Source organism: Acinetobacter amyesii (genome assembly GCF_023499985.1).
GTDB lineage: Bacteria > Pseudomonadota > Gammaproteobacteria > Pseudomonadales > Moraxellaceae > Acinetobacter > Acinetobacter amyesii.
Genome location: NZ_JAMCOU010000031.1, coordinates 202,709 through 226,433, shown reverse-complemented (window position 1 = coordinate 226,433; position 23,725 = coordinate 202,709). Strand labels below are relative to the sequence as shown.

Annotated in this window: 26 protein-coding genes; 4 read left to right on the top strand and 22 right to left on the bottom strand. The window is 41.8% G+C overall.

The annotated features are described in order from the left end of the window. Positions 1–5: 5 nt before the first annotated feature. Positions 6–1,286 carry a D-arabinono-1,4-lactone oxidase gene (locus M5F03_RS09695; RefSeq protein WP_249708219.1) on the bottom strand — a complete coding sequence of 427 codons (1,281 nt, stop codon included), beginning with the start codon at positions 1,284–1,286 and terminating at the stop codon, positions 6–8. A 535-nt stretch (positions 1,287–1,821) separates the two neighbouring features. Here M5F03_RS09695 and M5F03_RS09690 point away from each other — a divergent pair. Further along, on the top strand, positions 1,822–3,462 hold the full coding sequence (locus M5F03_RS09690) for an acyl-CoA synthetase (protein ID WP_111884733.1): 1,641 nt from the start codon (positions 1,822–1,824) through the stop codon (positions 3,460–3,462). 175 nt (positions 3,463–3,637) lie between these two features. Here M5F03_RS09690 and yjgA read toward each other — a convergent pair whose 3' ends face one another. From yjgA to mazG, 9 genes are all read right to left on the bottom strand, one after another. Next, positions 3,638–4,171, bottom strand: coding sequence for a ribosome biogenesis factor YjgA (gene yjgA / locus M5F03_RS09685; RefSeq protein WP_180025974.1), 534 nt, complete (start codon positions 4,169–4,171; stop codon positions 3,638–3,640). A 2-nt stretch (positions 4,172–4,173) separates the two neighbouring features. Then, a complete protein-coding gene (locus M5F03_RS09680) occupies positions 4,174–4,443 on the bottom strand; it encodes an HPr family phosphocarrier protein (RefSeq protein ID WP_067763492.1) in 270 nt (89 codons plus the stop codon). Further along, positions 4,440–5,291 (bottom strand): RNase adapter RapZ, encoded by an 852-nt coding sequence (gene rapZ, locus M5F03_RS09675; protein WP_078189595.1) that lies wholly within the window; start codon positions 5,289–5,291, stop codon positions 4,440–4,442. Before rapZ ends, M5F03_RS09680 begins: the two co-directional genes overlap by 4 nt. 22 nt (positions 5,292–5,313) lie before the next feature. Beyond that, on the bottom strand, positions 5,314–6,162 hold the full coding sequence (panC, locus tag M5F03_RS09670) for a pantoate--beta-alanine ligase (RefSeq protein ID WP_180093389.1): 849 nt from the start codon (positions 6,160–6,162) through the stop codon (positions 5,314–5,316). 3 nt (positions 6,163–6,165) lie between these two features. Beyond that, complete coding sequence (panB, locus tag M5F03_RS09665) at positions 6,166–6,975, bottom strand: 3-methyl-2-oxobutanoate hydroxymethyltransferase (protein WP_111884734.1); 810 nt, start codon at positions 6,973–6,975, stop codon at positions 6,166–6,168. A 46-nt stretch (positions 6,976–7,021) separates the two neighbouring features. After that, the gene (folK, locus tag M5F03_RS09660; RefSeq protein WP_249708189.1) at positions 7,022–7,507 is read right to left on the bottom strand and encodes a 2-amino-4-hydroxy-6-hydroxymethyldihydropteridine diphosphokinase; all 486 of its coding nucleotides are present in this window, start codon (positions 7,505–7,507) and stop codon (positions 7,022–7,024) included. Next, on the bottom strand, positions 7,504–8,973 hold the full coding sequence (pcnB, locus tag M5F03_RS09655; protein ID WP_249708188.1) for a polynucleotide adenylyltransferase PcnB: 1,470 nt from the start codon (positions 8,971–8,973) through the stop codon (positions 7,504–7,506). Before pcnB ends, folK begins: the two co-directional genes overlap by 4 nt. A gap of 134 nt (positions 8,974–9,107) precedes the next feature. Beyond that, the gene (locus M5F03_RS09650) at positions 9,108–9,539 is read right to left on the bottom strand and encodes a ComEA family DNA-binding protein (RefSeq protein ID WP_372491137.1); all 432 of its coding nucleotides are present in this window, start codon (positions 9,537–9,539) and stop codon (positions 9,108–9,110) included. Further along, positions 9,517–10,311: a nucleoside triphosphate pyrophosphohydrolase gene (mazG, locus tag M5F03_RS09645; RefSeq protein ID WP_180121612.1), complete on the bottom strand. Its 795-nt coding sequence runs from the start codon at positions 10,309–10,311 to the stop codon at positions 9,517–9,519. The genes M5F03_RS09650 and mazG overlap by 23 nt, the downstream gene beginning before the upstream one ends. A 104-nt stretch (positions 10,312–10,415) precedes the next feature. On the opposite strand from mazG, the gene M5F03_RS09640 reads away from it, so the two are divergent. Continuing rightward, complete coding sequence (locus M5F03_RS09640; RefSeq protein WP_180102552.1) at positions 10,416–11,192, top strand: SDR family oxidoreductase; 777 nt, start codon at positions 10,416–10,418, stop codon at positions 11,190–11,192. 165 nt (positions 11,193–11,357) lie between these two features. After that, the gene (locus tag M5F03_RS09635) at positions 11,358–11,777 is read left to right on the top strand and encodes a hypothetical protein (RefSeq protein WP_180102551.1); all 420 of its coding nucleotides are present in this window, start codon (positions 11,358–11,360) and stop codon (positions 11,775–11,777) included. Between the two features lie 87 nt (positions 11,778–11,864). Here M5F03_RS09635 and M5F03_RS09630 read toward each other — a convergent pair whose 3' ends face one another. Then, positions 11,865–12,506: a 4'-phosphopantetheinyl transferase family protein gene (locus M5F03_RS09630; RefSeq protein ID WP_249708186.1), complete on the bottom strand. Its 642-nt coding sequence runs from the start codon at positions 12,504–12,506 to the stop codon at positions 11,865–11,867. Positions 12,507–12,783: 277 nt separating this feature from the next. Here M5F03_RS09630 and M5F03_RS09625 point away from each other — a divergent pair, with 277 nt between their 5' ends. After that, positions 12,784–13,353, top strand: a complete 570-nt coding sequence (locus M5F03_RS09625; protein WP_249708185.1) for a hypothetical protein — start codon at positions 12,784–12,786, stop codon at positions 13,351–13,353. 76 nt (positions 13,354–13,429) lie between these two features. On the opposite strand, the gene der is transcribed toward M5F03_RS09625, so the two are convergent. The 11 genes from der to M5F03_RS09570 all read right to left on the bottom strand — a co-directional run bounded on the left by der (position 13,430) and on the right by M5F03_RS09570 (position 23,705). Then, positions 13,430–14,839: a ribosome biogenesis GTPase Der gene (gene der, locus M5F03_RS09620; RefSeq protein ID WP_078189606.1), complete on the bottom strand. Its 1,410-nt coding sequence runs from the start codon at positions 14,837–14,839 to the stop codon at positions 13,430–13,432. 173 nt (positions 14,840–15,012) lie between these two features. Beyond that, positions 15,013–16,158, bottom strand: coding sequence for an outer membrane protein assembly factor BamB (bamB, locus tag M5F03_RS09615; protein ID WP_078189607.1), 1,146 nt, complete (start codon positions 16,156–16,158; stop codon positions 15,013–15,015). Then, a complete protein-coding gene (locus M5F03_RS09610; RefSeq protein WP_078192660.1) occupies positions 16,155–16,853 on the bottom strand; it encodes a YfgM family protein in 699 nt (232 codons plus the stop codon). Before M5F03_RS09610 ends, bamB begins: the two co-directional genes overlap by 4 nt. Before the next feature lie 30 nt (positions 16,854–16,883). Continuing rightward, the gene (hisS, locus tag M5F03_RS09605) at positions 16,884–18,179 is read right to left on the bottom strand and encodes a histidine--tRNA ligase (RefSeq protein ID WP_078189609.1); all 1,296 of its coding nucleotides are present in this window, start codon (positions 18,177–18,179) and stop codon (positions 16,884–16,886) included. A 3-nt stretch (positions 18,180–18,182) separates the two neighbouring features. After that, positions 18,183–19,304: a flavodoxin-dependent (E)-4-hydroxy-3-methylbut-2-enyl-diphosphate synthase gene (gene ispG / locus M5F03_RS09600; RefSeq protein ID WP_078192661.1), complete on the bottom strand. Its 1,122-nt coding sequence runs from the start codon at positions 19,302–19,304 to the stop codon at positions 18,183–18,185. 23 nt (positions 19,305–19,327) lie between these two features. Continuing rightward, complete coding sequence (locus tag M5F03_RS09595; RefSeq protein WP_249708183.1) at positions 19,328–20,122, bottom strand: helix-turn-helix domain-containing protein; 795 nt, start codon at positions 20,120–20,122, stop codon at positions 19,328–19,330. After that, entirely contained in the window at positions 20,113–20,916 is an 804-nt protein-coding gene (gene pilW, locus M5F03_RS09590; RefSeq protein WP_078189612.1) for a type IV pilus biogenesis/stability protein PilW, read from the bottom strand. Before pilW ends, M5F03_RS09595 begins: the two co-directional genes overlap by 10 nt. 15 nt (positions 20,917–20,931) lie before the next feature. Next, complete coding sequence (gene rlmN, locus M5F03_RS09585) at positions 20,932–22,167, bottom strand: dual-specificity RNA methyltransferase RlmN (protein ID WP_180034883.1); 1,236 nt, start codon at positions 22,165–22,167, stop codon at positions 20,932–20,934. A 123-nt stretch (positions 22,168–22,290) separates the two neighbouring features. Continuing rightward, a complete protein-coding gene (gene ndk / locus M5F03_RS09580; RefSeq protein WP_078189614.1) occupies positions 22,291–22,722 on the bottom strand; it encodes a nucleoside-diphosphate kinase in 432 nt (143 codons plus the stop codon). Positions 22,723–22,831: 109 nt separating this feature from the next. Beyond that, a complete protein-coding gene (gene iscX, locus M5F03_RS09575) occupies positions 22,832–23,032 on the bottom strand; it encodes a Fe-S cluster assembly protein IscX (protein WP_078189615.1) in 201 nt (66 codons plus the stop codon). Between the two features lie 121 nt (positions 23,033–23,153). Continuing rightward, positions 23,154–23,705, bottom strand: a complete 552-nt coding sequence (locus M5F03_RS09570) for a phosphatase PAP2 family protein (protein WP_249708182.1) — start codon at positions 23,703–23,705, stop codon at positions 23,154–23,156. Between the last annotated feature and the right edge of the window lie 20 nt (positions 23,706–23,725).

The window sequence follows — 23,725 nt, the reverse complement described above, 5'->3', positions numbered from 1 at the left end:
GATGCTTATTCAATCAGTATTTGCTGTAGCTCTGGACTGAGCCACTTTTGCTTCGGATCTAATTCTTGTCGAATATTTAAAAAATCCTGCCACTTGGGGTACACATTTTGAAGCTGCCGCGCATTTAGGCTATGCAATTTCCCCCAATGCGGACGCCCGCCATATTTTAAAAAAATCGGCTCCACGAGCTTAAAGATGACTTGATAATCTTGCTTATAGAACTGATGCACCGAAATTGAGGCCGAATCTTGCTGATAAAACGGACTGAGCCAAATATCATCCCCACGTACAAGTCGATATTCTAGCGGGAAAAACATCGGAACCTTATGTCGTCGAAGGGTATGCAAAATTTCTTCTAAACAATTCATCCCGTGTTGCAGCGGAATCTGGTATTCCATCTCATTAAATTTGGTATTTCGAGCAGAAGGAAAAATTCGACTTGACCAATCTACGTTCATCGAAGGTTTGACAAAAACACCCAATAAGTTTTGTAGCCATGGATTCAGTGGTGGAAAAATTCGCGTCAATTCTGCACAAAATTTGAGTAATACGTCATCATCTAACCACTGTTCTTTCCGCGGTTGAAGGTCATCTTCCGTCTCATCTAAGGTTTTTAAAATAACCTGATCGGCATGACTAAATACCCAGAACTCAATATGTCGATGTGCATATTGCCATTGCTGCATATTCTGCATGACATCTTTCAGCGGACATAATCGCGTTTGTTCTTTGAGTTTATACATCGGCCGATTTTGCAGCTGTACATGCGTCAGCACGCCTAAACTCCCGAGTGAAACACGCCCTGCTTGGAAAATTTCACTGTTCTGTTCAGCACTGCATTGTAGTAATTCGCCCTGCGCGGTTAATAATTTAAACCCCGTAACCAGTGCCGATAAACACGGTAATTCGAGTCCGGTACCATGCGTCCCTGTTGCAATAGCCCCAGCCAAACTTTGACGATCAATATCACCTTGATTGATCAGTGCCTGATCAAAAGAGGCGAGCTTCTCCCCCAAATCAAATAATCGTGTGCCAGCTTGGACGGTACTTTGGCAGCGTTCAGCATCGATATCTAGAATGCCTTTGAGATGATCTAAACTTACTAAGGTATCTGTGGTTTTTACCAAAGGGCTAAATGAGTGCCCTGCGCCAACCAAGCGAATCTTAGGATGGGATTGCACCACATCCATTAATTGCTCAAGATTTTGCGGTTGTATAAATGACTTCGGGATCGACTTCTGAGCACCTGACCAATTTTCCCATGCAATGTCGTGTTGAATTGTCATATTCATCCTTGTCGCCATACTTTTTATTGTATTTAGCCGTATTGTTTTATTTTTGATTTCCGCTTTTGCAATGTTAATGCACAAGCCATCTTGATTTTTTACTTAGATTATACGAAGTTTCGCATCTTCTCAAATTTAAGTTTATTGTTAAAAAACAGCAAATAAGCCACGATCAATTAAAGAAAATATCATTCGTTTATATCCCCACAAAGACTATTCAAGGCGCTCTACATTATTCGTTAAGCATCATTCAAACCGAATCAATAAAAAAGATCACACACGGAAATATCTGCCAAATTAGTATAAAAAACCAACAAACCCTGTATATTTTTCAACTAAATTATTTATGCTAAAAAATCAATTTTGAGAACCACAGGGTTCATTTTCGTCACCTTATTGTTTTTATTATGTTAAATTTCAACCACTTAAAAATTTAGTGTAAATACTCGACTAAAGCATAAATGCAGAGAAGCTACGGACTGAATTATTGTTAAGTCAGATTTAAAACAAATAGACATGGACTTGGAGTACCACGATGGTTAGCGCATACGATGAATTGCCACGGACCCCGGCAAATTTTGTGGCACTTTCGCCTCTACGTTATTTAGAGCGTGCAGCTTATATTTATCCTGATCAGGATGCCATTATCCATGGCAATCGTCATATTTCATGGCGCCAAACATATAACCGCTGTCGTCAATTTGCACATCAGTTGCAACAATTAGGCATTGGCAAAAACGACACCGTGTCTGTGTTATTACCGAACGTTCCGGCTATGGTTGAAGCACACTTTGCCGTACCGATGGCGGGTGCTGTACTAAATACGCTAAATACACGCCTTGATGCGAAAACCATTGCCTTCATGCTGGAACATGCAGAAACCAAAGTCCTGTTGGTTGACCCTGAATTTGCTCAAGTTGCCACCGAAGCTTTGGCTTTGATCGATCAAGACATTTATGTCATTGATGTTGCAGATGCTGAATTTGAAGGCACAGCACAACCGATTGGACAAATTGAATTTGAAGACTGGTTGGCGCAAGGCGATGCCAACTTTGAGTGGCACTTACCTCAAGATGAATGGGATGCGATTAGTTTAAGCTATACCTCGGGTACCACAGGGAATCCAAAAGGCGTGGTGTATCATCACCGCGGCGCATATATCAATGCAGCGAGTAACATCATTGCTTGCGGCATGACGCCACGTGCAACGTATCTGTGGACGCTTCCTCTATTCCACTGTAATGGCTGGTGCTTTGCTTGGACGATGGCAGCCAATGGCGGAACCAATATTTGTCTACGTAAAATCGACCCTGAACTGATTTTCAAACTGATCGCAGAGCACAAAGTAGATTATTTCTGCGGTGCGCCAATCGTACTTTCAATGATGATCAATACGCCTGAAGAGAAAAAAGCGCAATTTGACCATCGCGTTGAAGTGATGGTTGCTGGTGCAGCGCCACCTGCTGCGATTATTGAAGGGATGCGTAATATTGGTATCAATGTCACACATGTTTACGGTTTGACTGAAACCTATGGTCCATCAGCACTTTGCGCATCGCAAGCTGGTTGGTCTGATCTTTCCATTCAAGAACAAGCACAGTTGCATTCTCGCCAAGGTGTGCCATACCCGCTTCAAGATGGCATGAAAGTCATTGATCCTGAAACCATGTTACCTGTTCCGCATGATGGCCAGACCATGGGTGAAATCATGTTCCGTGGCAACATCGTAATGAAAGGTTATTTGAAAAACCCAGAAGCAACGGCTGAAGCCTTTGCCGGTGGCTGGTTCCATACCGGCGACTTAGCCGTCTGCCAACCTGACGGTTATGCCAAAATTACTGACCGCTCTAAAGATGTGATCATTTCAGGGGGTGAAAACATTTCATCGCTCGAAGTGGAAGAAATTCTATATCAACACCCTGCTGTACTAACCGCTGCAGTGGTTGCAAAACCCGACCCTCGTTGGCAAGAGGTGCCTTGTGCCTTTATAGAATTAAAAGCAGGTAAAGAAGCAACGCCTGAAGAACTGATTGAATTCTGTAAACAACATCTTGCACGTTTCAAAGTGCCAAAAGATGTGGTGATTACCGAAATTCCAAAAACCTCGACAGGTAAACTTCAGAAGTTCGTTCTCCGTGAATGGGCTAAAGAGCGCGCTGTTGGCGAATTTGGTTAATGTTAAAACTCAAAAGCCAAGCATGATTTTTTCAATCATTTAAGCAAAAAAAGCGACCTAATCAGGTCGCTTTTTTGATGTGAAGTCTATAACTTCACGTTTTACTTCAATGATCAGATCATGTTGAATTCTCTGATCATTGAGCTATCTAAGTACTTGGCTATCTAATCATGCATTAGTTATCAGATAATAAAGCCACTTGTTGAATGTAGTTAAACAATTTCAACTTTGACGCAGTCAGTTCTTCTTCGCTTACATTTTTTGCTATATCACGTTGAATACGCAAAATATGCTGACGAATAGGATGATGTTCAGCAGCATTATGCGCTTTCATGAACTCTTTAATGACGGGATCACCTTGGGCAATCATACGTTCAGTCCAGCGTTGAAGCTGCGCTGTTTTTTTCGCACCTTGCTGCGGGGTTAGGTAAGATAAAATCATGGTTTCATCTTCATTACGCAGCAATTTACCTACACGTTGAAACTGACGACGTCGCGCTTCATGTGAAGTAATGGTTTGTGCATCAAGTAGTGCTTCGATCAGACGCTCTTCAACAGGAAGATTTTTAATCTGTTTAGGATTCAGTTTTGCAAGTTCCTCGCCCAAAGCAGCCATACGTTGTACAGCTTTCTTTTGCTCAGTTTTACTTGCACGTCCTTCTATGGATTCAAAGTCTTCTTCGGTATAGCGGTTCGGTCGACGTGCCACGTTTAATCTGCCTCGTAAAATTTTGCCGCAAACAGTGCTTGAATTTCAGATAAAGCTTTTTCTTCATCTGCACCTTCAATCACTAAGCGTAAAGTTGTGCCCTTGCCTGCGCCAAGCATCAGCAAAGACATAATATTTTTGGCATCTACTAATTTTCCACCCTTACCAATTTGAATCGACGAGCGAAATTTGGTCGTGACTTCGATTAGCTTGCCAGATGCACGCGCATGTAAACCCAGTTTATTAATTACGTCAACAGTTGTGTCGATCATGACCAGTGCTTCATTTCTCTATGTAGAACCTGAATAGACCATTTTGCCTCAAGTGCTTTTTTTAGTCTATCTACGATATATACCGAACGGTGTTGCCCACCTGTACAACCGATCGACACCGTCATGTAATGACGATGCCCTTCGGCAAATGCCGGCAGCCATTTATCCAAAAAATTATAAATATCTTGGAACATTTCATTGGTTTGTTCACTTTGTTGTAAAAACTGACGAACTGGCTCATCTAATCCTGAATACTTACGCAATTCCATATCCCAGTGTGGATTGGGCAAATGACGGACGTCAAAAACATAATCTGCATCGAGTGGAATACCATGCTTATAGCCAAAAGACTGTAAGATCAAAATTAAATTATCTGCCTGTCCAAGTTTAGACAGCAAGGTATGTTTTAAATCATGTACACTCTTATCTGTAGTATCAATATGTACTGTCGAGCGTAATTGAATCGGCAACAGTAAAGATTTTTCTTCCTGTATGCACTCATTTAAACTTTTGAAACGACTTGCCAACGGATGGGGACGTCGAGATGAACTGAATCGCGCAATCAATTCCTGATCACGCGTGGTCAAATAAATAATATCGACTGAGCCATGGCGTTGTAGCTGTTGAAAAACCAAATCGAACTCTTGTAAATCTGCACGTGTACTGCGGACATCCACACCCAGTGCCAATTGTTCAAGATTATTTTCTGAATCGAGTTTTTCAACAATTTCGGGGAGTAAGGCCAATGGCAAATTATCGATACAGTAATAGCCCAAATCCTCAAGTATCTGTAATGCAGATGACTTTCCAGATCCAGATTGTCCTGTAACAATTAAAATGCGCTTCATCGCTTGCTACCCCATAGCCGTTTTAAACTGCAGTATATTTAACCTGCATATTATCAATAAGACGTGTTGCGCCTAATTTAGCCGCAATAAACAACACCACGTCTTGATCAAATTCTTCAATTTTCTGTAATTCAGGTGTACGTGCTTCAACATAGTCCACAACAAAACCCGCTGCTGTCAATGTTGCTTTAATATTCGCTAACACATCTGCCAGTCGAGTTCCAGCATGTAATTCTGCCTCAGCCGTTTTCAAGCTTTGGTAAATCGTTGGTGCAATCGCACGATTTTCCGCACTTAAATAACCATTACGTGAGCTCAATGCCAAACCATCTTCAGCACGAGTAATCGGCACACCAATCACTTCTAGTGGAATATTTAAGTCACGTACAAACTGACGAATCACTGCAAGTTGCTGGTAATCTTTTTGCCCAAAGAATGCAAAATTCGGTTGAACAATATTAAAGAGTTTTGTCACAACAACAGCAACACCGTCAAAATGACCCGGACGCTGTTCGCCACACAAATCATTAGTAATACCGCCCACGCTAATATTGGTTAAGCGCGGCTTGTTGCCATACATTTGTTCAACGGTCGGTGCAAACACGATGTCACAACCCACTTCAGCCAATAAGTGCTGATCTTGTTCCAAAGTACGTGGATAGTTGTCAAAGTCTTCATTTGGACCAAACTGAATTGGGTTAACGAAAATACTCACCACCACGACATCACACAGTTTACGTGCTTCACGAACTAAATTAAGGTGACCTTCATGCAAGTTCCCCATCGTTGGTACAAAACCAATGATTTTGCGCGCAGCACGTGCTGGATTTAGCGATGCACTTAAACCTTGAATCGTTGTTTCAGTTTTCATGTCTTACAGCTCAATTTGGAATGTATGTTCTTTGGCAGGGAAACTACCATCAAGTACGGCAGCATGATACGCCTTAAACGCATCCACAATTGCTGTTTCCCCTGCTTGCTCTTTCATAAAATTGCGAACAAATTTCGCCACGTGACTAAACGTCAGTCCCAACATATCTTGTTGAACCAAGACTTGAGCATCCGTTTCTGCACCGGCACCGATCCCAATCACAGGTGTATTTGGGAATAACTCACTAATTTCTTTACCCACTTGGGCAGGAACACATTCCAAAAGTAAAATTGCTGCACCTGCATCAACCACAGCTTTACAATCTGCAATGAGTTGATCCGCGGTTTCGCGTGTACGTGCTTGCACTTTATAACCGCCAAACACATGAACCGATTGCGGAGTTAACCCTAAATGCACACACACTGGAATACCATTACGGGTCAATACTTCAACTGTTTCTGACAACCATGCACCACCTTCCAATTTGACCATCTGTGCGCCTGCTTGCATCACGGTCTTTGAATTCACCAAAGCGTCATTCAAAGTGGCATAGGTCATAAATGGCAAATCAGTCAAAATAAACGCATGTTTATTGCCACGACGCACTGCAGCAGTGTGATATACCATATCTTCAACAGTGACAGGTAAAGTCGAGTCATTCCCTTGAATGGTCATCCCCAATGAATCACCAATCAGAATACTATCGACTTCAGCAACTTCCATTGCTTTTGCCATGCTCGCATCATAGCAAGTCAAGCAGGAGAATTTGCGGCCTTCCGCTTTAAATTTTTTCAAGTCACTTAGACTAATCATTTCAATATTCCTCAGATGACGGCTTTCTCAAGTGGTCATACAAAAATTAAAGATGGGCCCAGTTTCCTGCATCCAATACAGTTAAATTTGGATTATTCAAAATAGGTAAATCTTTTAATGTTTGTCCTTTAATCTGTAGATTCTCATCTAAATCCAACAAAGGTTTCAACACAAAATCACGTTCTAAAACACCAACATGAGGCACAGTCAAACGTTCATTTTGAATGTGCTGTTCACCATAAATCAGTAAATCTAAATCCAGTGTACGCTCCCCCCAATGACGTAGGCGTACACGCCCCGACTCTTGTTCAAAGCGTTGCAATTCATCCAACAAGGCCAAAGGCGCTAGATCCGTTTCTAATGCAACCGCTGCATTTAAATAATTCGGCTGATCTTGTGGCCCCATTGGCGGGCTTTGATACAGTTTTGAGACTTTCACTGTTCCGAGTGTTGCAAGTTTATGCACCGCTTCACTGAGAATCTGCTGAGAATCACCTAAATTACTGCCTAAACCAATATATGTCAGCGTCATTGTGTTGGCCCAAAAATAACCTGAGTCAAATCTCGTTTCACACGTTTACGTTTTAAAATCGGATGATCTGCACCAATTTCACCACTGGCTGACGCTGCAACGATTGACACTGTCTCTAGACTATTGACATGTGATTTAGGCTTACGTTGACGGCGACTTCTGCTTTCTGGTTCATTCACCAGCGGTTCAATTTCAACTTGCTGATGAGTAGAAGTTTTGGCTTCCACATCTTCATGCGCCGCTTTACGACGACTCTTGGCACGTTGACGATTGTATTGGCTAATTGCTCGTTCTTTTTCGTCAGTGCTCATCTGCTGATAAGCATCCCACCACTGCCCCATGCCTTGCGTGCTTGTATCGCCCGATTTTTCACGCAGCAGCAGAAAGTCAAAGCCTGCACGGAAACGTGCATGACCTGAAAGTGCTTCAATTTGCTGTGGTTTTGGACTTAGTAAACGGGTTTGCATTTCCCAAACTTCACGAATAAATGTTTCGGCAAAGCGTGGAATAATGGTTCGTGTAGCCTGACGTTTCAATACATCCAAGCCTGCTTGAGCACGTGCTTCAGCAGGAACAACACCTTTATTTAGATAGAACGTACAACGCTCTTGGAACGGAATCCACAATAACACGGCATAGAAAAATGCAGGGTTAATGGTTTTCCCAATCGAAATACGTTGATCGGTATTTTTTGCAGCCAACTCAATAAATGGCGTTACAACCGGTTTGATATCTGCAAATAACTGATACCAAATACCAAAATCGATCAGCATCGGTAAGACGCGATTGAGATGCCCCATAGTAAAGAGTTTTTGTGACTCGTCGTATAAACGATGTGGAGAGACATCACGCAGCAATTGAGTAAGTTCTGGAGTAAAGACATCCAGAATTTTTTGATCAATATTAAAGTTTAATTTGGCTGCAAAACGTAAAGTCCGAAGCATCCGCACAGGATCTTCTTCAAAACGTAATTGTGGATCACCCAATAAACGCAAGGTTTTATGCTTAATGTCATCTACTGCATGACAAAAATCTAGCACTTCACCTTTGCGTGGTTGGTAATACATTGCATTGATCGAGAAGTCACGACGTGCAAAGTCTTGCTCAATCGTACCCCAATTATTATCACGTAAAATCATGCCCGCAGCAGAAGTCACGGCTTTTTTAGGCGGCGCACGGAAGGTCGCAACTTCGATCAGTTCACGTCCTGAGTAGACATGCGCCAGCTCAAAACGACGACCAATAATTCGGCAACGTCGCCCGAAGACTTCTTTCACCTGAGCTGGTGTCGCATTAGTTACGGCATCAAAATCTTTAGGTGCATGACCCAACATTAGGTCGCGGACACTGCCACCCACGATATAAGCTTCATAGCCTGCCTTAGTTAAGGCATCAATCACATCTAAAATGGAAGAAGGTAATTGTGTGGTTGATAAACCACATTTGGACGCGCGCAAAGTTTGCAAAAGACGCTGTCTCCTACGTCTGAACGTAAAATTCTTAAGATGTCGCTAATGATATCTCTAACACAATCAAAGGGCAATTTGATTATCTCGATGCTCAAGCTGAGCTTAACCTAATTCTTTTTTTTACACTTCACTTAAAGTGCCAATTTTGCTTTATTTTTAGCAAACAGCGCAGGACCGATTCCCTTAACCTGTTGAATATCATCAATCGTTTTAAATAAGCCATTACTTTTGCGATATTGCACAATGGCTTCTGCTTTTTTCTGACCAATCCCATGTAATGTTTGCAGTTCATCAACTGAGGCTGTATTTAAGCGTACTTGATCTGTTCGACTATTTTGTTGGGTGCTGGGTCGTGACAAATAATAGTTGGCATTGCTCGGTGCAGTTGCCACTTTGGACTTCGAGGCCTCAGATTGCTTTTTTAATTGCTGATCTTGAGCTTGCTGCATGGCTTTCCATTCCGCGTAACCCGAAGGGCTTTGAGCAAAAGTTAAATCTGCCATTAAACCCAAAACCAAGACAAGTAATTGTGTAGAGTATTTATTCTTTAGGATGTGGTACATATTCAGCCTGTTGTTTTAATTGTTGTTTTGCCTGTTCCCATAACTGATCCATTTCAGTCAGGGACAAGTCTTCTACATGTTTTTGTTGTAATGTGGCCTGTGCTTCAATATAAGCAAAACGGCTTCTAAATTTATGAATGGTACTTAACAGTGCCATCTCACTTGAGATGCCAATCTTACGTCCAACATTCACTAGAGAAAATAAGCAATCACCAAATTCATCAAATATTTCGTCGGATTTTTTGCCTGCTAAGGCCTCTTTTAACTCCCCTAGCTCTTCCTCAAGCTTGCCATAAGCCCCTTCAATATCTGGAAAATCAAAGCCAATTTTCGCCACATTTTTTTGGATTTCATCTGCTTGGCTTAATGCAGGAGCATGTTTAACCTCATCTAATCTAGATACTGATTTCCCTGCTTTTTCTTGTTGTTTAATCTGTTTCCATAGTGTTGCCACATCATCCGCATTGAGTGCTGAGAATTGCTCTGCCTGAAACACATGGGGATGACGGCGAATTAATTTATCTGTAATGGCTTGCACCACATCTTGAAAATCAAATGCGCCTTGTTCGCTATACATCTGCGACTGAAAAACCACTTGCAGCAACAAATCCCCCAGTTCATCTCGTACATCATCACTCTGACCTGAACGAACTGCCGCTTCAACTTCATAGGCTTCTTCGATGGCATAACGAGTCAAACTTTCTGGGGTTTGCTTTTGATCCCATGGACATTTTTCACGTAATTCTTTCATCACTGCTAATAATTGTTCCATGTGAACTCCAGCTATTTACTCATCAGTACATTGTTTCGATTACAGAATTTGATATGCTCAAAATTCACTCAGGGAATGAGCAACTCAATTCAGGGAAGCATAACATGCAAAGTATTTTTATTAGCGGTGCAGGACAAGGGATTGGCGCAGCAATTGCACGACTGTTCATACAACAAGGCTATAAAGTTGGGCTCTACGACATTAACCAATCTCAAGTCACCTCATTAGCTGCTGAACTCGGTAGCCATGCCAAAGCTGGGCTTTTAGATGTGACACAACCAGAGCAATGGCAAAGCGCTTTAGCTGAATTTGTTGCTTGGGCAGGTCAGCTGAATATCTTAGTCAATAATGCCGGAATTCTGTATTCAGGCAGCTTTGAACATACGGAACTGTCTGCACACCACCGAACGATTGATATCAATGTCAAAGGGGTGATAAACGGTTGCTATGCGGCATTCCCCTATTTACAACAAAGCAATTTTGCTCGTGTGATTAACCTCTCTTCGGCTTCAGCAATTTATGGACAAGCCGATTTAGCCAGTTATGCCACATCTAAATTTGCTGTCCGCGGGTTCACTGAAAGTTTGGATATTGAATGGCAAAAATACAATATTCGCGTTTTAGATGTGATGCCTTTATTTGTTCAAACCGCGATGGTGCAAGACATGGATGCCCAAAGCATTAAGAAAATGGGCGTCAATCTTCAACCGAGCGATGTCGCTCAGCAAATTTATACCTTGGTACAAAAAAAAGATACGGTCTTAATGGCCACACATACACCTGTGGGGATGAAAGCTAAATTTTTATTTAATTTATCGAAGTTTAGCCCGCAATTTGTCAACCGCTTAAGTAATATTTGGATTGCACAAAAACCCAAATAGCAACGTGTTACTAATCATTTAATTTTGCAATCATATTTGTACGCAAATTACACAAAGTTACACAATTGTCACATTTTAACAGGACAAAATTCCTTTTTTTGAATAATATTCACCCGCCCATTACTTTCGGGCGTTTATTTTCTAACAATAAAAGTGAATTATTTCATGAAAAAATTACTTGTTCTTGCAACTGTTACTTCTATTTCAATTTCTGCTTTTGCTACAACTCAATTCGCATCTTCAGAATTAAAAGCGATGGATTGTGCAACTCTTGCTGTTGAAAAAGCGAATGCTAAGCGCTCTTTAGAAGCTGCTGACAAAAACATTGCAAACATCCAAGCATCTGCTCAAGCGCCAGGCAAATCATTGAGCAAATTTGCTGGTTTAGCGGGTGGCGCTCTTGCTGCTTTCGGTGGTAACTCTGAAAAAGCTGCTCGTGCAGGCAACATTGCAAACAGCTTGGCTGGTGAGCAAGATACTTCTGATGCAAGCAACCTTGAACTTCAACAAGCGAACAAATCTGCTGCTCAAGCAAACATCGACAACATTGGTATCTACCAAGGTTCTAAAAAATGCAAAATCTAATCTAATGCCAGTTTAGATTGATTTTCAAAAAAAGCCCTGTTCAGCCAGAACAGGGCTTTTTTCATGATGATTTTATTTCATACCGATTTATAAGACATTCAACTCAATATTAGGCAAATGAAAGCCTCGGCAAGATTGTTCACTTTGCCATGCTACCGTCAACATCACATGCGGTAGTTGAATATTCTGATAAGCAAAAGTGCCAATTGCGGGATGACTACACATCCCACCATTCTGCTCAGGATGACACTGGGTATTCAGTTCATTCAGGTTCACTCGAATCCCTAAACCTGATGCTTTAAGTACCGCCTCTTTGGTGGTCCAAACTTTAAACCAAAAATCAGGATCATGCTCACAGCTCTCCCAATGAAGCAATTCTTCGGGATGAAAACTGTGTTGAGCCATCGCATCAAAACGAACTTTTCGATTTAAATCCTCAATATCAACACCAATATTGACGATTTTTTCACTGCTGGCCAAAACATAATGCTGCTGGCTATGACTATGATTAAAATGAAAGTGTGGAAAATCAGGAAGAAAAGGCTTACCAAATGCAGACTTTGAAAAATCTGAATTTTCAACTGACCTATTTAGCCGCTGGCCAAGTAATTGATTGCGATATTGGTAAATGGCTTGTTTACGCACGGCAATTACCTCTTGACGACTCAAGCCATGCGGCTCCACAAAGAAGTCAGTAATTGCACTATATTCAAGCTGAATTTTCGCCATAAGTTATTGATCCAATATCTTTTACACTACGTCCATGACGCTATATTTTATGCGACTCTCCGACACAAAATACACCACAATACAGATGAGCGCATCGGTCCTTTGACTCGTCGAGATTTTAAAACTCAGTTTAAAAATATTTTAACCCACTTAAGAAATACTTAATATTATAAATACATTCAAATACTTAAGTATAATAAATATTTTAAATACATCTTCAATTAGATAAAATACTCTAGATTCTTATAACTTTAATTTAAAACTCGGGGTAAATCAGATGCTAAGAAAAATCACGTTAATCAGTTCACTTTGTGTCCTACCATGTTTCACTCAAGCAGGCTTATTGGATGCAGCTGTTGCAGTAATGGGTGCCAAAAATGGCGCGATCATGGACCAAGCTGAAGCTCGTATGAATCAAAGCCGTCAAGAAGCTGCCAATGCCGTGGCTCAAGCAGACCGTGGCTATGCCTCAAATTTCAATCAAGCTAGTCAAACCAACAATAGTGTTTATAGGACCAGTTATTTAAAAACCTTAGATTGCACTGACCTAAGCGTTGAGCGTAAGACCTTTGAACGTACATTGGAAGCATCTCAACTGGCATTAAGCCAAGCGTCAGCACAGCAAAATAATCAAGTTTCAAAATGGGCTGGTCTTGCTGGCAACGCGCTATCCGCATTTTCAGGTCAATCTGAAACAGCCGCGCGTATGGGACAATTTGCGACAGCTTTTTCTGGCAATAAAAATACACAACAGGATAGCAGCAGCGCACAGCAAGCCATGGAAATTGCTCAAGCTAACCTGGATAATATTGATATTTACCGCCAAGCTAAAAAGTGTAAAAACTAATTTCTACATCTTTTTAGATAAATAAAGTGAAATAAAAAAGCCTGCATATCTGCAGGCTTTTTTTGTTCATCTAAACTTAGCGTTTGAATTTCTTTTCCGCTTTTTTGAACTTCTGAACATAACGACGTTTACGTGCCGCCGTACGCTCATCGATTTGCGACTTACGACCTTCAAATGGGTTATCAGAGGTTTTAAATTCAATTTTGACTGGCGTACCTTCAAGTTTATAAACTTTACGGAACACGTTTTCTAGGTAACGACGATAGTCATTTGGCGTTTTATCGACCTTGTTACCATGAATCACAATCGTCGGTGGATTTTGTCCGCCCATATGCGCATAACGCATTTTGATACGACGACCTTGAACCATTGGTGGTTGGTGCGCATCAGTTGCATCATTCAAGATCTGAGTGATTTTCGCAGGTGATACTTTCAAATGCGAAGAATCATAAGCACGGTGGATCGATGGATAAAGATCACCAACACCTGTACCGTGAAGTGCAGAAATTAAGTGAATTTTTGCCCATGGAATAAAGTCAAAACGACGTTCAACATCTAATTTACATTGTTTACGGTCGTAGTCAGACATGTTGTCCCATTTGTTGATGGCAATCACCATCGCACGGCCTGCTTCAAGCGCATAACCAATCAAATGCAAGTCTTGCTCAACGATCCCTTCACGTGCATCGACAACAATAACCACAACATGCGCATCTTTCATCGCTTGTAAAGTTTTCACAATCGAGAATTTCTCGATCATTTCGTCCACTTTACCTTTACGACGTACACCCGCAGTATCGATTAACGTATATTTACGGCCATCACGTTCAAATGGAATATAAATCGAGTCACGTGTAGTACCCGGTTGGTCAAATGCAACCACACGGTCTTCACCCAACAAACGATTCACTAAAGTCGATTTACCCACGTTTGGACGACCAATAATCGCTAAACGTAAGCCTGTGTCTTTATCGTGTTGTTCTTCACTTTCATCTTCAGGCACTTCAGCTAACACTTCTTCAAGCATTTGCTGAACACCACGACCATGGCTGGCAGCCACTTGAAGTGGTTCACCCATACCCAATTTGAAGAATTCAACTAAAGCTGCTTCGGCATGTACACCATCAACTTTGTTGGCAACAAGATAAACTTTTTTACCTAGCGTACGTAAGTCACGTGCAATTTGCTCATCAGATGCCAATAGGCCTGCGCGCGCATCGACCACGAAGACAATAATATCTGCTTCATTAATGGCAGTTTTTGACTGTTCTGCCATGTACGAGTCGATACCACCTTCAGTTTCGCCAATACCCCCAGTATCAACGACGATGAAAGATTTATTTTGATAAGTCGCGTCACCATACTTACGGTCACGAGTCAGACCGGCAAAGTCAGCAACGAGAGCATCACGGCTCTTGGTTATCTGGTTAAACAACGTTGATTTTCCGACGTTCGGACGACCAATGAGCGCAATTACGGGTTTCATAGATTAACCTTTATTCCAGATCAGCCAGTTTGGTCTGGTCTGAACATCAGAAAGCTTAGGAAGAATGGAAATAGGATAAATGCCTAAAATAAATAAAAACACGGGGCATTGATGATTCAATCCCCCGCGTTAAAAATACGGTTTGGCTTATTTTAACATAAGCCGCAGAAAAATTAACGGTTCTGCCAAATGCTTAATGCACCCTTACGTGTCGACACATATAATTGGTTGTCAATCACACGTAGTGAACGTACTTCACCACTGGTTTTAGAACGACCAACCAATTCACCTGTCGCTGGGTTGATTAAGTGAAGTACACCATCCAGATCACCAACCACAAGGTCTTGACCTAACATCACTGGGTTACTCAAATTACGATTAAGCAATTGGTCATTTTCCCACAATGTTTGACCAGTGGTAATTTCGTAAGCCACAATTTTACCATCAGTTTGTGTCACAAAGACACCATTGCCCGCAACTTCAGGACGCTGAATGCTGCTCGCATCATTGCTCCAGATCACTTGTTGTGAGGCAAGATCAAGCGCTGTCACTTGGCCTTGGTAACTGGTGGTAATTAAAAATTGACCTGCTACAGTCGGTTCACCGTCAATATCAATGAGACGTTGTACATCTGAACGACCGTCTGACACTGCAACACGACGCTGCATTTTCGGAATACCGCTCAATGCATCAATCACATAGATATAGGCATTTGAAGAAGCGATGAGAACATGACGCGCATCGAGTGATACCGGTGCTGCCATACCACGTAAACTAAACTGCACATTTGGCAAGTTATAGGTCCAAGTTTGTTGGCCCGTTGCCACATCGTTTGCGTATACCGTACCATCATTGGTAACTGAAATAACGCGACCTGCTTGAATCAACGACGGTGAAAGTAACGCGCCGGTTAATTGCGCCGTCCACTTTTGTTCACCTGTTGCCTGATCTAATGCAAATAATTGACCTTTTGCATTACCAACAACCACAATTCCGTCAGCTGCTTCCACACCTGCAGTCAAACCTTGTTTAGAGATTTTCTTCTGCCATAAACGCTCTTTGCCTTTGTAGGCTTGAACTTCACCATTAGGATTTACGCTAAAAACAACGCCATTATCTGCATCCATACGTAAACGTAGTGGATCTGCTTCTTCAGTTGAAGCCACACTGTTTGAAAATACAGGTGCTAAAGTTTTTGCCTGTTCCAATTTTGGTAAAGGATTTGGTTTTACTTTTTCTACTTTTCCTTTATTTGCACAACCAGCCAAAGCAAGTGTTAAAACTGTCAGCGCACAGGTAATTTTGTATTTTCTATTCATTCAGTTGCTTCCACTTGTGTATCTATAATCGGACGTTCAATTTCAGGATCATCAACTAAAACGCCTACACTTTCGAGTTTAATTTGTAAAATTTGACGTTCTTCTTGTCGCTCAACCAAAGCATCCCATGCACTTTGATAGACTTTCTTTGCATTTTCGATATCATTTTTCGCAACATAGACGTCGCCACGGGCTTCATCTGCAGTTGCTTGAAAAGCAGGTTCTTTAACCGCTTCTAAGGTTTTTAATGCTTCATCAAATTTCTTTTGCGCCAATTGTGCATACGCCAAACGTAATTTCACCAATTGAATTAAGCCTGCATCATCAACTTTTGAATTTTCAACTTTTTTCAAAGCTTTCTCAGCATTGGCATAATCGGCTTTATCATACGCCAATTTTGCCATAAGCAACTGAGTTTGGATGGCTTGTGGCGAATCTGGCGCTTCTTTTACAATTTTATCTGCAGTCGCAGAAAGTTGTGTAAAAGCGTCACCCGTCGCCGACTGAGCATCATCCATTAACTGCTGGACTTTGGCTGTTTGCATTTGCGATTCAGCCAAAGTTTTCTTCTGCCAGTATTCCCATCCGAAAAAGGCAATCAACGCAATTAAAATGCCGCTAACAATGGCAGAGCCATATTTTTTAGCAAACGATTTTAAATTATCAAGTTGTTCTTCTTCACTCAATGCGCTCATGAAATTACCTTTTTCCTTATGTTATAGGGATTATTTTGAAGAAATTTTTTCGATAATGAAGGCAACAAAGTCTGCCACATTCACTTCGTGTTGTTCTGCAATGGCTAGCTCTTTTACCAGCACTTGCCCAGCTGCTTGCTCACGTTCACCGTAAATCACAGCAAATAAAGCACCCGATTGGTCGGCTTTTTTCATTTGCGATTTCATTGAACCTTGTGAACCAACTTTTAAGCGAATGTTGCTACCCGCTGCTTCAAGTTGATCACGAATTTGTTCAGCAAGTACCAATGCCTTACCTTGAGTTGCAGGATCTGAAACCAAGAATAGCTCACAGTCACGCACTGGGGTATTGTCTTCCACTTGTTCAAGTAGAAGAAGCAAACGCTCCATACCCATTGCAAAACCAACAGCAGGCACCGACTGGTCTGCTTTACCTTTTAGCTGACCCACTAAACCATCATAACGACCACCAGCACATACCGTTCCTTGAGAACCTAAGTGTGTGGTTGTCCATTCAAAGACCGTTTTGTTGTAATAGTCGAGACCACGAACCAATTTTTGATTGATCACAAAGCCAATACCTGCGTCAGTCAAATACTGCTGCAATTGAGCAAAGTGAGCCAACGTTTCTTCACCCATAAAGTCGTGAAGTTTTGGCGCATTTTCCAAAATGCTTTGTGTTTTTGCATCTTTAGAATCCAAAATACGCAGTGGATTCGTAGTTAGACGACGCTGTGAATCTTCATCTAAGTCATTTTTATGTGACTCTAAAAATTCAACCAATGCCGCACGATAGGCAGCACGTTCATCAGACTCACCTAAAGTATTAAGTTCTAATTGAACTTTATCTGCAACGCCCATGCGTTTCCACAAACGCGCAGTCATTAAAATCAATTCTGCATCTTGATCTGGTGTTGCAACACCAAAAGTTTCTACGCCAAATTGATGGAACTGACGGTAGCGACCTTTTTGTGGTTTTTCATAGCGAAACATTGGGCCAACATACCATACACGCGGTGTAGCACCACGAAGTAAGTTATGTTCAAGCATTGCACGCACACACCCTGCTGTTCCTTCTGGACGCAAAGTCAAAGACTCAGGCGGATTACCTTTGTCTAAGAATGTGTACATTTCCTTTTCAACGATATCCGTTGCATCACCAATAGAACGTTTGAACAGATGAGTCTGCTCCACAATCGGCAAGCGAATTTGCTGATAACCATAAGCATCCATCAAGCTAGATAAATGCTGTTCTAGACGTCTCCATGCAGGACTTTGCGTAGGGAGAATGTCATTAAAACCTTTGATTGCGACGATTGAACTCATGATCTACTCAGAAAAACTTGTGCGAATAATCTCTTTAGCTTTAGCGTCTTCAAGATCGCTAACACGTTGACGAACCATCGCTTCGATTTCGTCAACCAACTGATTTGTGTCAATTAAATGGCTCTTTTCACCATTACGATACACCAGTGAACGCGGACTTGCACCTACCACACCAATATCGGCTTCTTTGGCTTCACCCGGACCATTCACTTTACAACCAATCACCGATACATCCATTGGGGTACGAATATCTTCTAAACGCTCTTCCAATGTTTGCATGACTTTGATGACATTGAACTCTTGGCGTGAACAACTTGGGCATGCAATAAAGTTAATGCCGTTCGAACGTAAGCCCAATGATTTTAAAATATCAAAGCCAATTTTGATTTCTTCTTCAGGCTCTGCTGCCAATGAAATACGCATGGTGTCACCAATACCTTCCATCAACAAACCACCTAAAGCGATAGCAGATTTGACTGAACCCGTGCGGTATACACCAGCTTCAGTCACACCCAAGTGTAATGGGTTATCAATTTGTTTAGATAACAAACGGTAAGCATCCATCGTCAGAAAGACATTGGATGCTTTAACTGACACTTTAAATTCATGGAAATTTAAGCGATCTAAAATATCAATATGGCGCATTGCAGATTCAAGCAAGGCCTGACCTGTAGGCTCACCATATTTCTTTTGAATATCTTTTTCCAATGAGCCTGCATTGACACCAATACGCATAGAGATGTCATTATGTTGTGCAGCAGCTACCACTTCACGAATTTTAGCTTCTGAGCCAATATTACCCGGGTTAATACGCAAACAATCTGCACCAAGGTCTGCAACACGTAAAGCAATTTTATAATCAAAGTGAATATCAGCAACCAGTGGCACTTGCACACGTTTGCGAATTTCACCAAAAGCTTCAGCAGCTTCCATACTCGGTACAGAAACACGCATGATGTCCGCACCGACGTCTACACAGCGCTGAATCTGTGCAACGGTCGCTTCGACATCACAGGTTTCAGTATTGGTCATACTTTGGATGCTGATCGGCGCATCACCACCGACATACACCGAACCTACTTTAATTTTACGCGTTGGACGGCGCTTAATTGGATTTTCAATCATTGTTCAGTCTGCTCTGTTGTCCCTTAACGTGATAAACGGAAATCTGCTTTGCCGTTTACGGTATATGGTGACAATGAAATATTTTCATTATTTAAGCTTAATGACACTACTGTTGCATCATCCAAACGAATTTGGAATGGTGTTTCACCGTTTAAGTTGAGCGTCGATGCTTGACGACCAGTCGCCAACACCTTACCCGTCGAATCAACAATATGTACTGAAGTCGGGCTACTAAAGGTCAATGTCAATTGATCGCCACTGACCGCTGTATTTCCGCCATTCATGTCGAGGACTTGAACTTCTGAAGCGACATCATTGGTCACAGCGTCTTCATTATCGCTGCCCGAGGTCATGCCCTGAATCGCTGCCACGATCGCACCAATGACCAACAACACCGCCAATGCAATCAGACCACGTTTGATCCATTTACGATTACGGTCACGGTTAGAACCGGGTAATTTACCCATTATTTTAATCGGTGAATTGTTTAACGCGTGATTTGGCAACAATCCCGTATCGTTGGCATAAATATCATCAAAACGTTGAATGATATTGGTTGCATCAACTTTTAAATATTTGGCATAAGTGCGGTAGTAACCTTTAATAAAGGTCGCTTCAGGCAATGACTTATAATCATCTTGCTCAAGTGCAGTCAGTGTTTTTAATGGAATATTGAGTTCTGATGCGACAGCTTCAAGTTCCAGTTTTTGCGTAATACGTACTTGACGTAAATACTCACCTGGGCGTTGTACATTTCCTAATGCATTTGGAGCTACGCTCGAACCATTCGATTGCGGTGAATTAGGATTTACTTCCATACGGCCTCAGTACTGTACTGTAATTGCAAATAGCGTTGGTATTCAGGACTTTCTGGGAACAAAGCACGTAACTGGTTAACCAGTACTTGCATACCCAAATTGTCGCCATTGGCACGCGCTGTTCGAATGCCAATCCAGAGTGCACGCGCACCCTGATTTTTTTGTCCTACTGCACGTACAAATTGTTCATACATTTGTGTGGCAGCAGGGAACTGCTGATTCAAATAAAAGATTTCAGACAACTCTAACATTGAAACATAGGAATCACGATTAGCCTGCAAAGCTTGTTTGAATGATTTTTCAGCATTCGCCACATCACCCACTTTCAGGTAAATTCGACCTAAATTTTCCAATGCTTTGAAACGTTGATCATAACCTAAAGTTGAACCTGCGATGCTGAACTGTTCAATCGCATCATTATAACGCTCAACTTGGTATAAATACGTACCGTAGTTGTTACGTGCTTGAGAATTTTTTGAGTCTGCTGAAATTGCACGCTTAAAATAACTATCTGCTTTTTCTAAGTTGGCTGGACTGCCTTCTCGTTGTAGTAAGACACCCATCATCATATTGGCCTGAGAATCGCGAGAATCCACCTCTAAAGCCTGATCTAATGCACGTTTAGCAGAGTCCAAATCCCCTGCTTTCAGGTGTTCAACAGCCAATTGCGTTCTGATTTTTACGGCTTTCTCTGGGTCTTTTTTCCCAATCTCAGGCGTTTGACATGCTGTTAATGCCAAAACCGATGCACATAAAGCTGAAACGAAAGTGAACTTATACGTTAACTTTTTCAATTGGCTGCCTCTTTATTATCCTTGTGAGCGCAGTATCTCATTTTGCTGCGCAACTTTCTTTTTCCATTGCTCCGCACGACGAGTACGGTCAGCAACTTGCCCCACGAGTTGTCCACACGCAGCGTCGATATCATCACCACGTGTCTGACGAATCGTACACACAAAACCGGCATCAGACAAAGTTTTTTGGAAAGAAATAATACGGTTACGGCTTGAACGACCGTATGGCGCATGCGGGAACGGGTTAAACGGAATTAAATTAATTTTGCTTGGTAAGTTTTTCAACAGCTTTAACATTTGCTGTGCATGTTCAGGATGGTCATTTACACCATCTAACATTACGTATTCGATGGTCACGTGTTTACGCGAACTTTCATTACCATCTTTGGCGATATAACGCTGACACGCTGCAATCAACTGTTCCAATGGATATTTTTTATTGATCGGAACAAGTTCGTTACGTAGTTCATCATTTGGCGCATGGAGTGAAATTGCCAAGGCTACATCAATGTCTTGTGCCAATTGGTCAATTTTAGGCACCACACCTGAGGTTGATAAAGTCACACGACGCTTGGACATACCATACGCAAAGTCATCCAACATGATACGCATTGAATTCAATACAGCATCATAGTTCAACAGCGGCTCACCCATGCCCATCATCACCACGTTGGTCACTGAACGTTCACGATCCGCAACTGGCACATCTTCCATATAAGAGAAGTTCGCCATCCAAAGCTGTCCAATAATTTCAGCTTGGCTCAAATCACGTTGGAAACCTTGTTTCCCGGTTGAACAGAATGAACAGTCCAGAGCACAGCCCACTTGTGATGAAATACACAAGGTCTTACGTGCGCCGGTTTTATCTTCCGCAGGAATCAGCACAGTTTCAACCAATGAACCTGCACCTTCACCTACACGGAACACCCATTTACGAGTACCGTCTTTTGAGTAATTTTTATGCACCACTTCAGGCGCTTTAATTTCACAAATCTTTTCTAGTTTTTCACGCAATTTGCCAGAAATATTGGTCATTTCAGCAAAATCAGTCACGAAGAACTGATGAATCCATTTCATCACCTGCCCAGCACGGAACTTTTTCTCCCCCATATCTTCAAAGAATTTTTCCATTTGCGGACGTGACATGCCCAGTAAATTCACTTTCTCTACAGTATTTTGCTGCGTCGGAGCGGATGGAGATTGTTGCTGTGCATCAGAAACAGCTGATGTAGCGACTACTTCAGTACTCATGTGTAATTACCTAAACCATGTCTAAAGATCAAAGGAGAAGCTCAGTTATTGAGCAAAGAATTATTCAGAGAATAAAAAAACCAGACAAGCAGTATACCACTTATCTGGTTTGAATACTTCGAATTAACGAGTACGTGGAGCGATCTCAGTTTGAGCGAAGAAGTAGTTAACTTCACGATCAGCAGATGCTACAGAGTCAGAACCGTGAGCAGCGTTTTCGTCGATGCTTACAGCGAAGTCTGCACGGATAGTACCAGGAGCAGCTTCTTTAGGGTTAGTTGCGCCAAGGATTTCACGGTGAGCAAGAACTGCGTTTTCGCCTTCAAGAACTGAAACTACAACTGGACCAGAAGTCATGAATGCAACTAGGTCACCAAAGAAACCACGTTCTTTGTGCTCAGCGTAGAAGCCTTCAGCTTCAGCTTGAGTCAAGTGTTTCATTTTAGTTGCAACGATTTGAAGACCAGCTTTTTCGAAACGAGCAAAGATGTCGCCGATGTGGTTTTTAGCAACTGCGTCTGGTTTAACGATAGATAAAGTACGTTCAATAGCCATGAGAGGCTCCTTAAGTCAATTTGACGTGAAAAATTTGCCGCATTATACCGAATAATGCGCTATTTTCTGCTTTTGCTATACAAAAAAATTGCTTTTTTCGATGTAGGGATTAACTTGCCTCATCAATCCAGGCCATCTGAATTCCCTCAAGCAGACCTTCAGTCGACTTTTCAGGGTCATCAGTGAAATTTGGCAATGCACATACCCATGCATGTAGGTCAGTAAAGCGAATCCATTGCGGATCAACATCAGGGTGAGCTTCATACAGCTCAATTGCGATATCAATGGTATCTGTCCAGCGTAAACCCATGGGTCTTCCTAACATCGTCTATAGAATGATGGCTTACTTTAACAAATTTCAGCAATTGGACGTGATAAACCCTTTTAATTTTTTTATTACCAGATTTTGCAATTGTGATGTCCACATCAAACTATAAAACCAAACCGAAAAGAGGTGCACAGAGAATCATTGCGGCACCCACTGCAGCGCCTATAGCAGCACCGACAGCGACATCACTTGGGTAATGCAAACCTAAGATCATGCGAGATAATGCCACCAATAAGCTAAAGGGCAACATTAGGACCAACAGCATGGGTTGAATATAGCCTAGCACAGTTGTTGCCATGACTGCATGTAGAGTATGTCCCGATGGGAAACTAAAATGATCTAGAGGGCGTTCACCTAAGCGAATCACTTGATGCACTTGGTACGGTCTTGGGCGCACAGTTTTCTTTTTGAGGAGTTTATAGATCGTGGTGCCGACGGAACCACCCAGCAACACATAGAGGATTTGTACACTGTAAGACATGCCCTGCACGATCCAAACCGTCGCCAACATGACATACCAAAACACACCATCACCAAGTCGACTCACCATTTTAAATATGTCAGCAACAACTTGTTGATGTGAAAAATGATTGAGATAAATACAGCCTTTTAAATCGAGGTGCAGCATTCTTGTTTTTGCATTTTTTAAATTCATCGCTAATCTCCTATCTACAG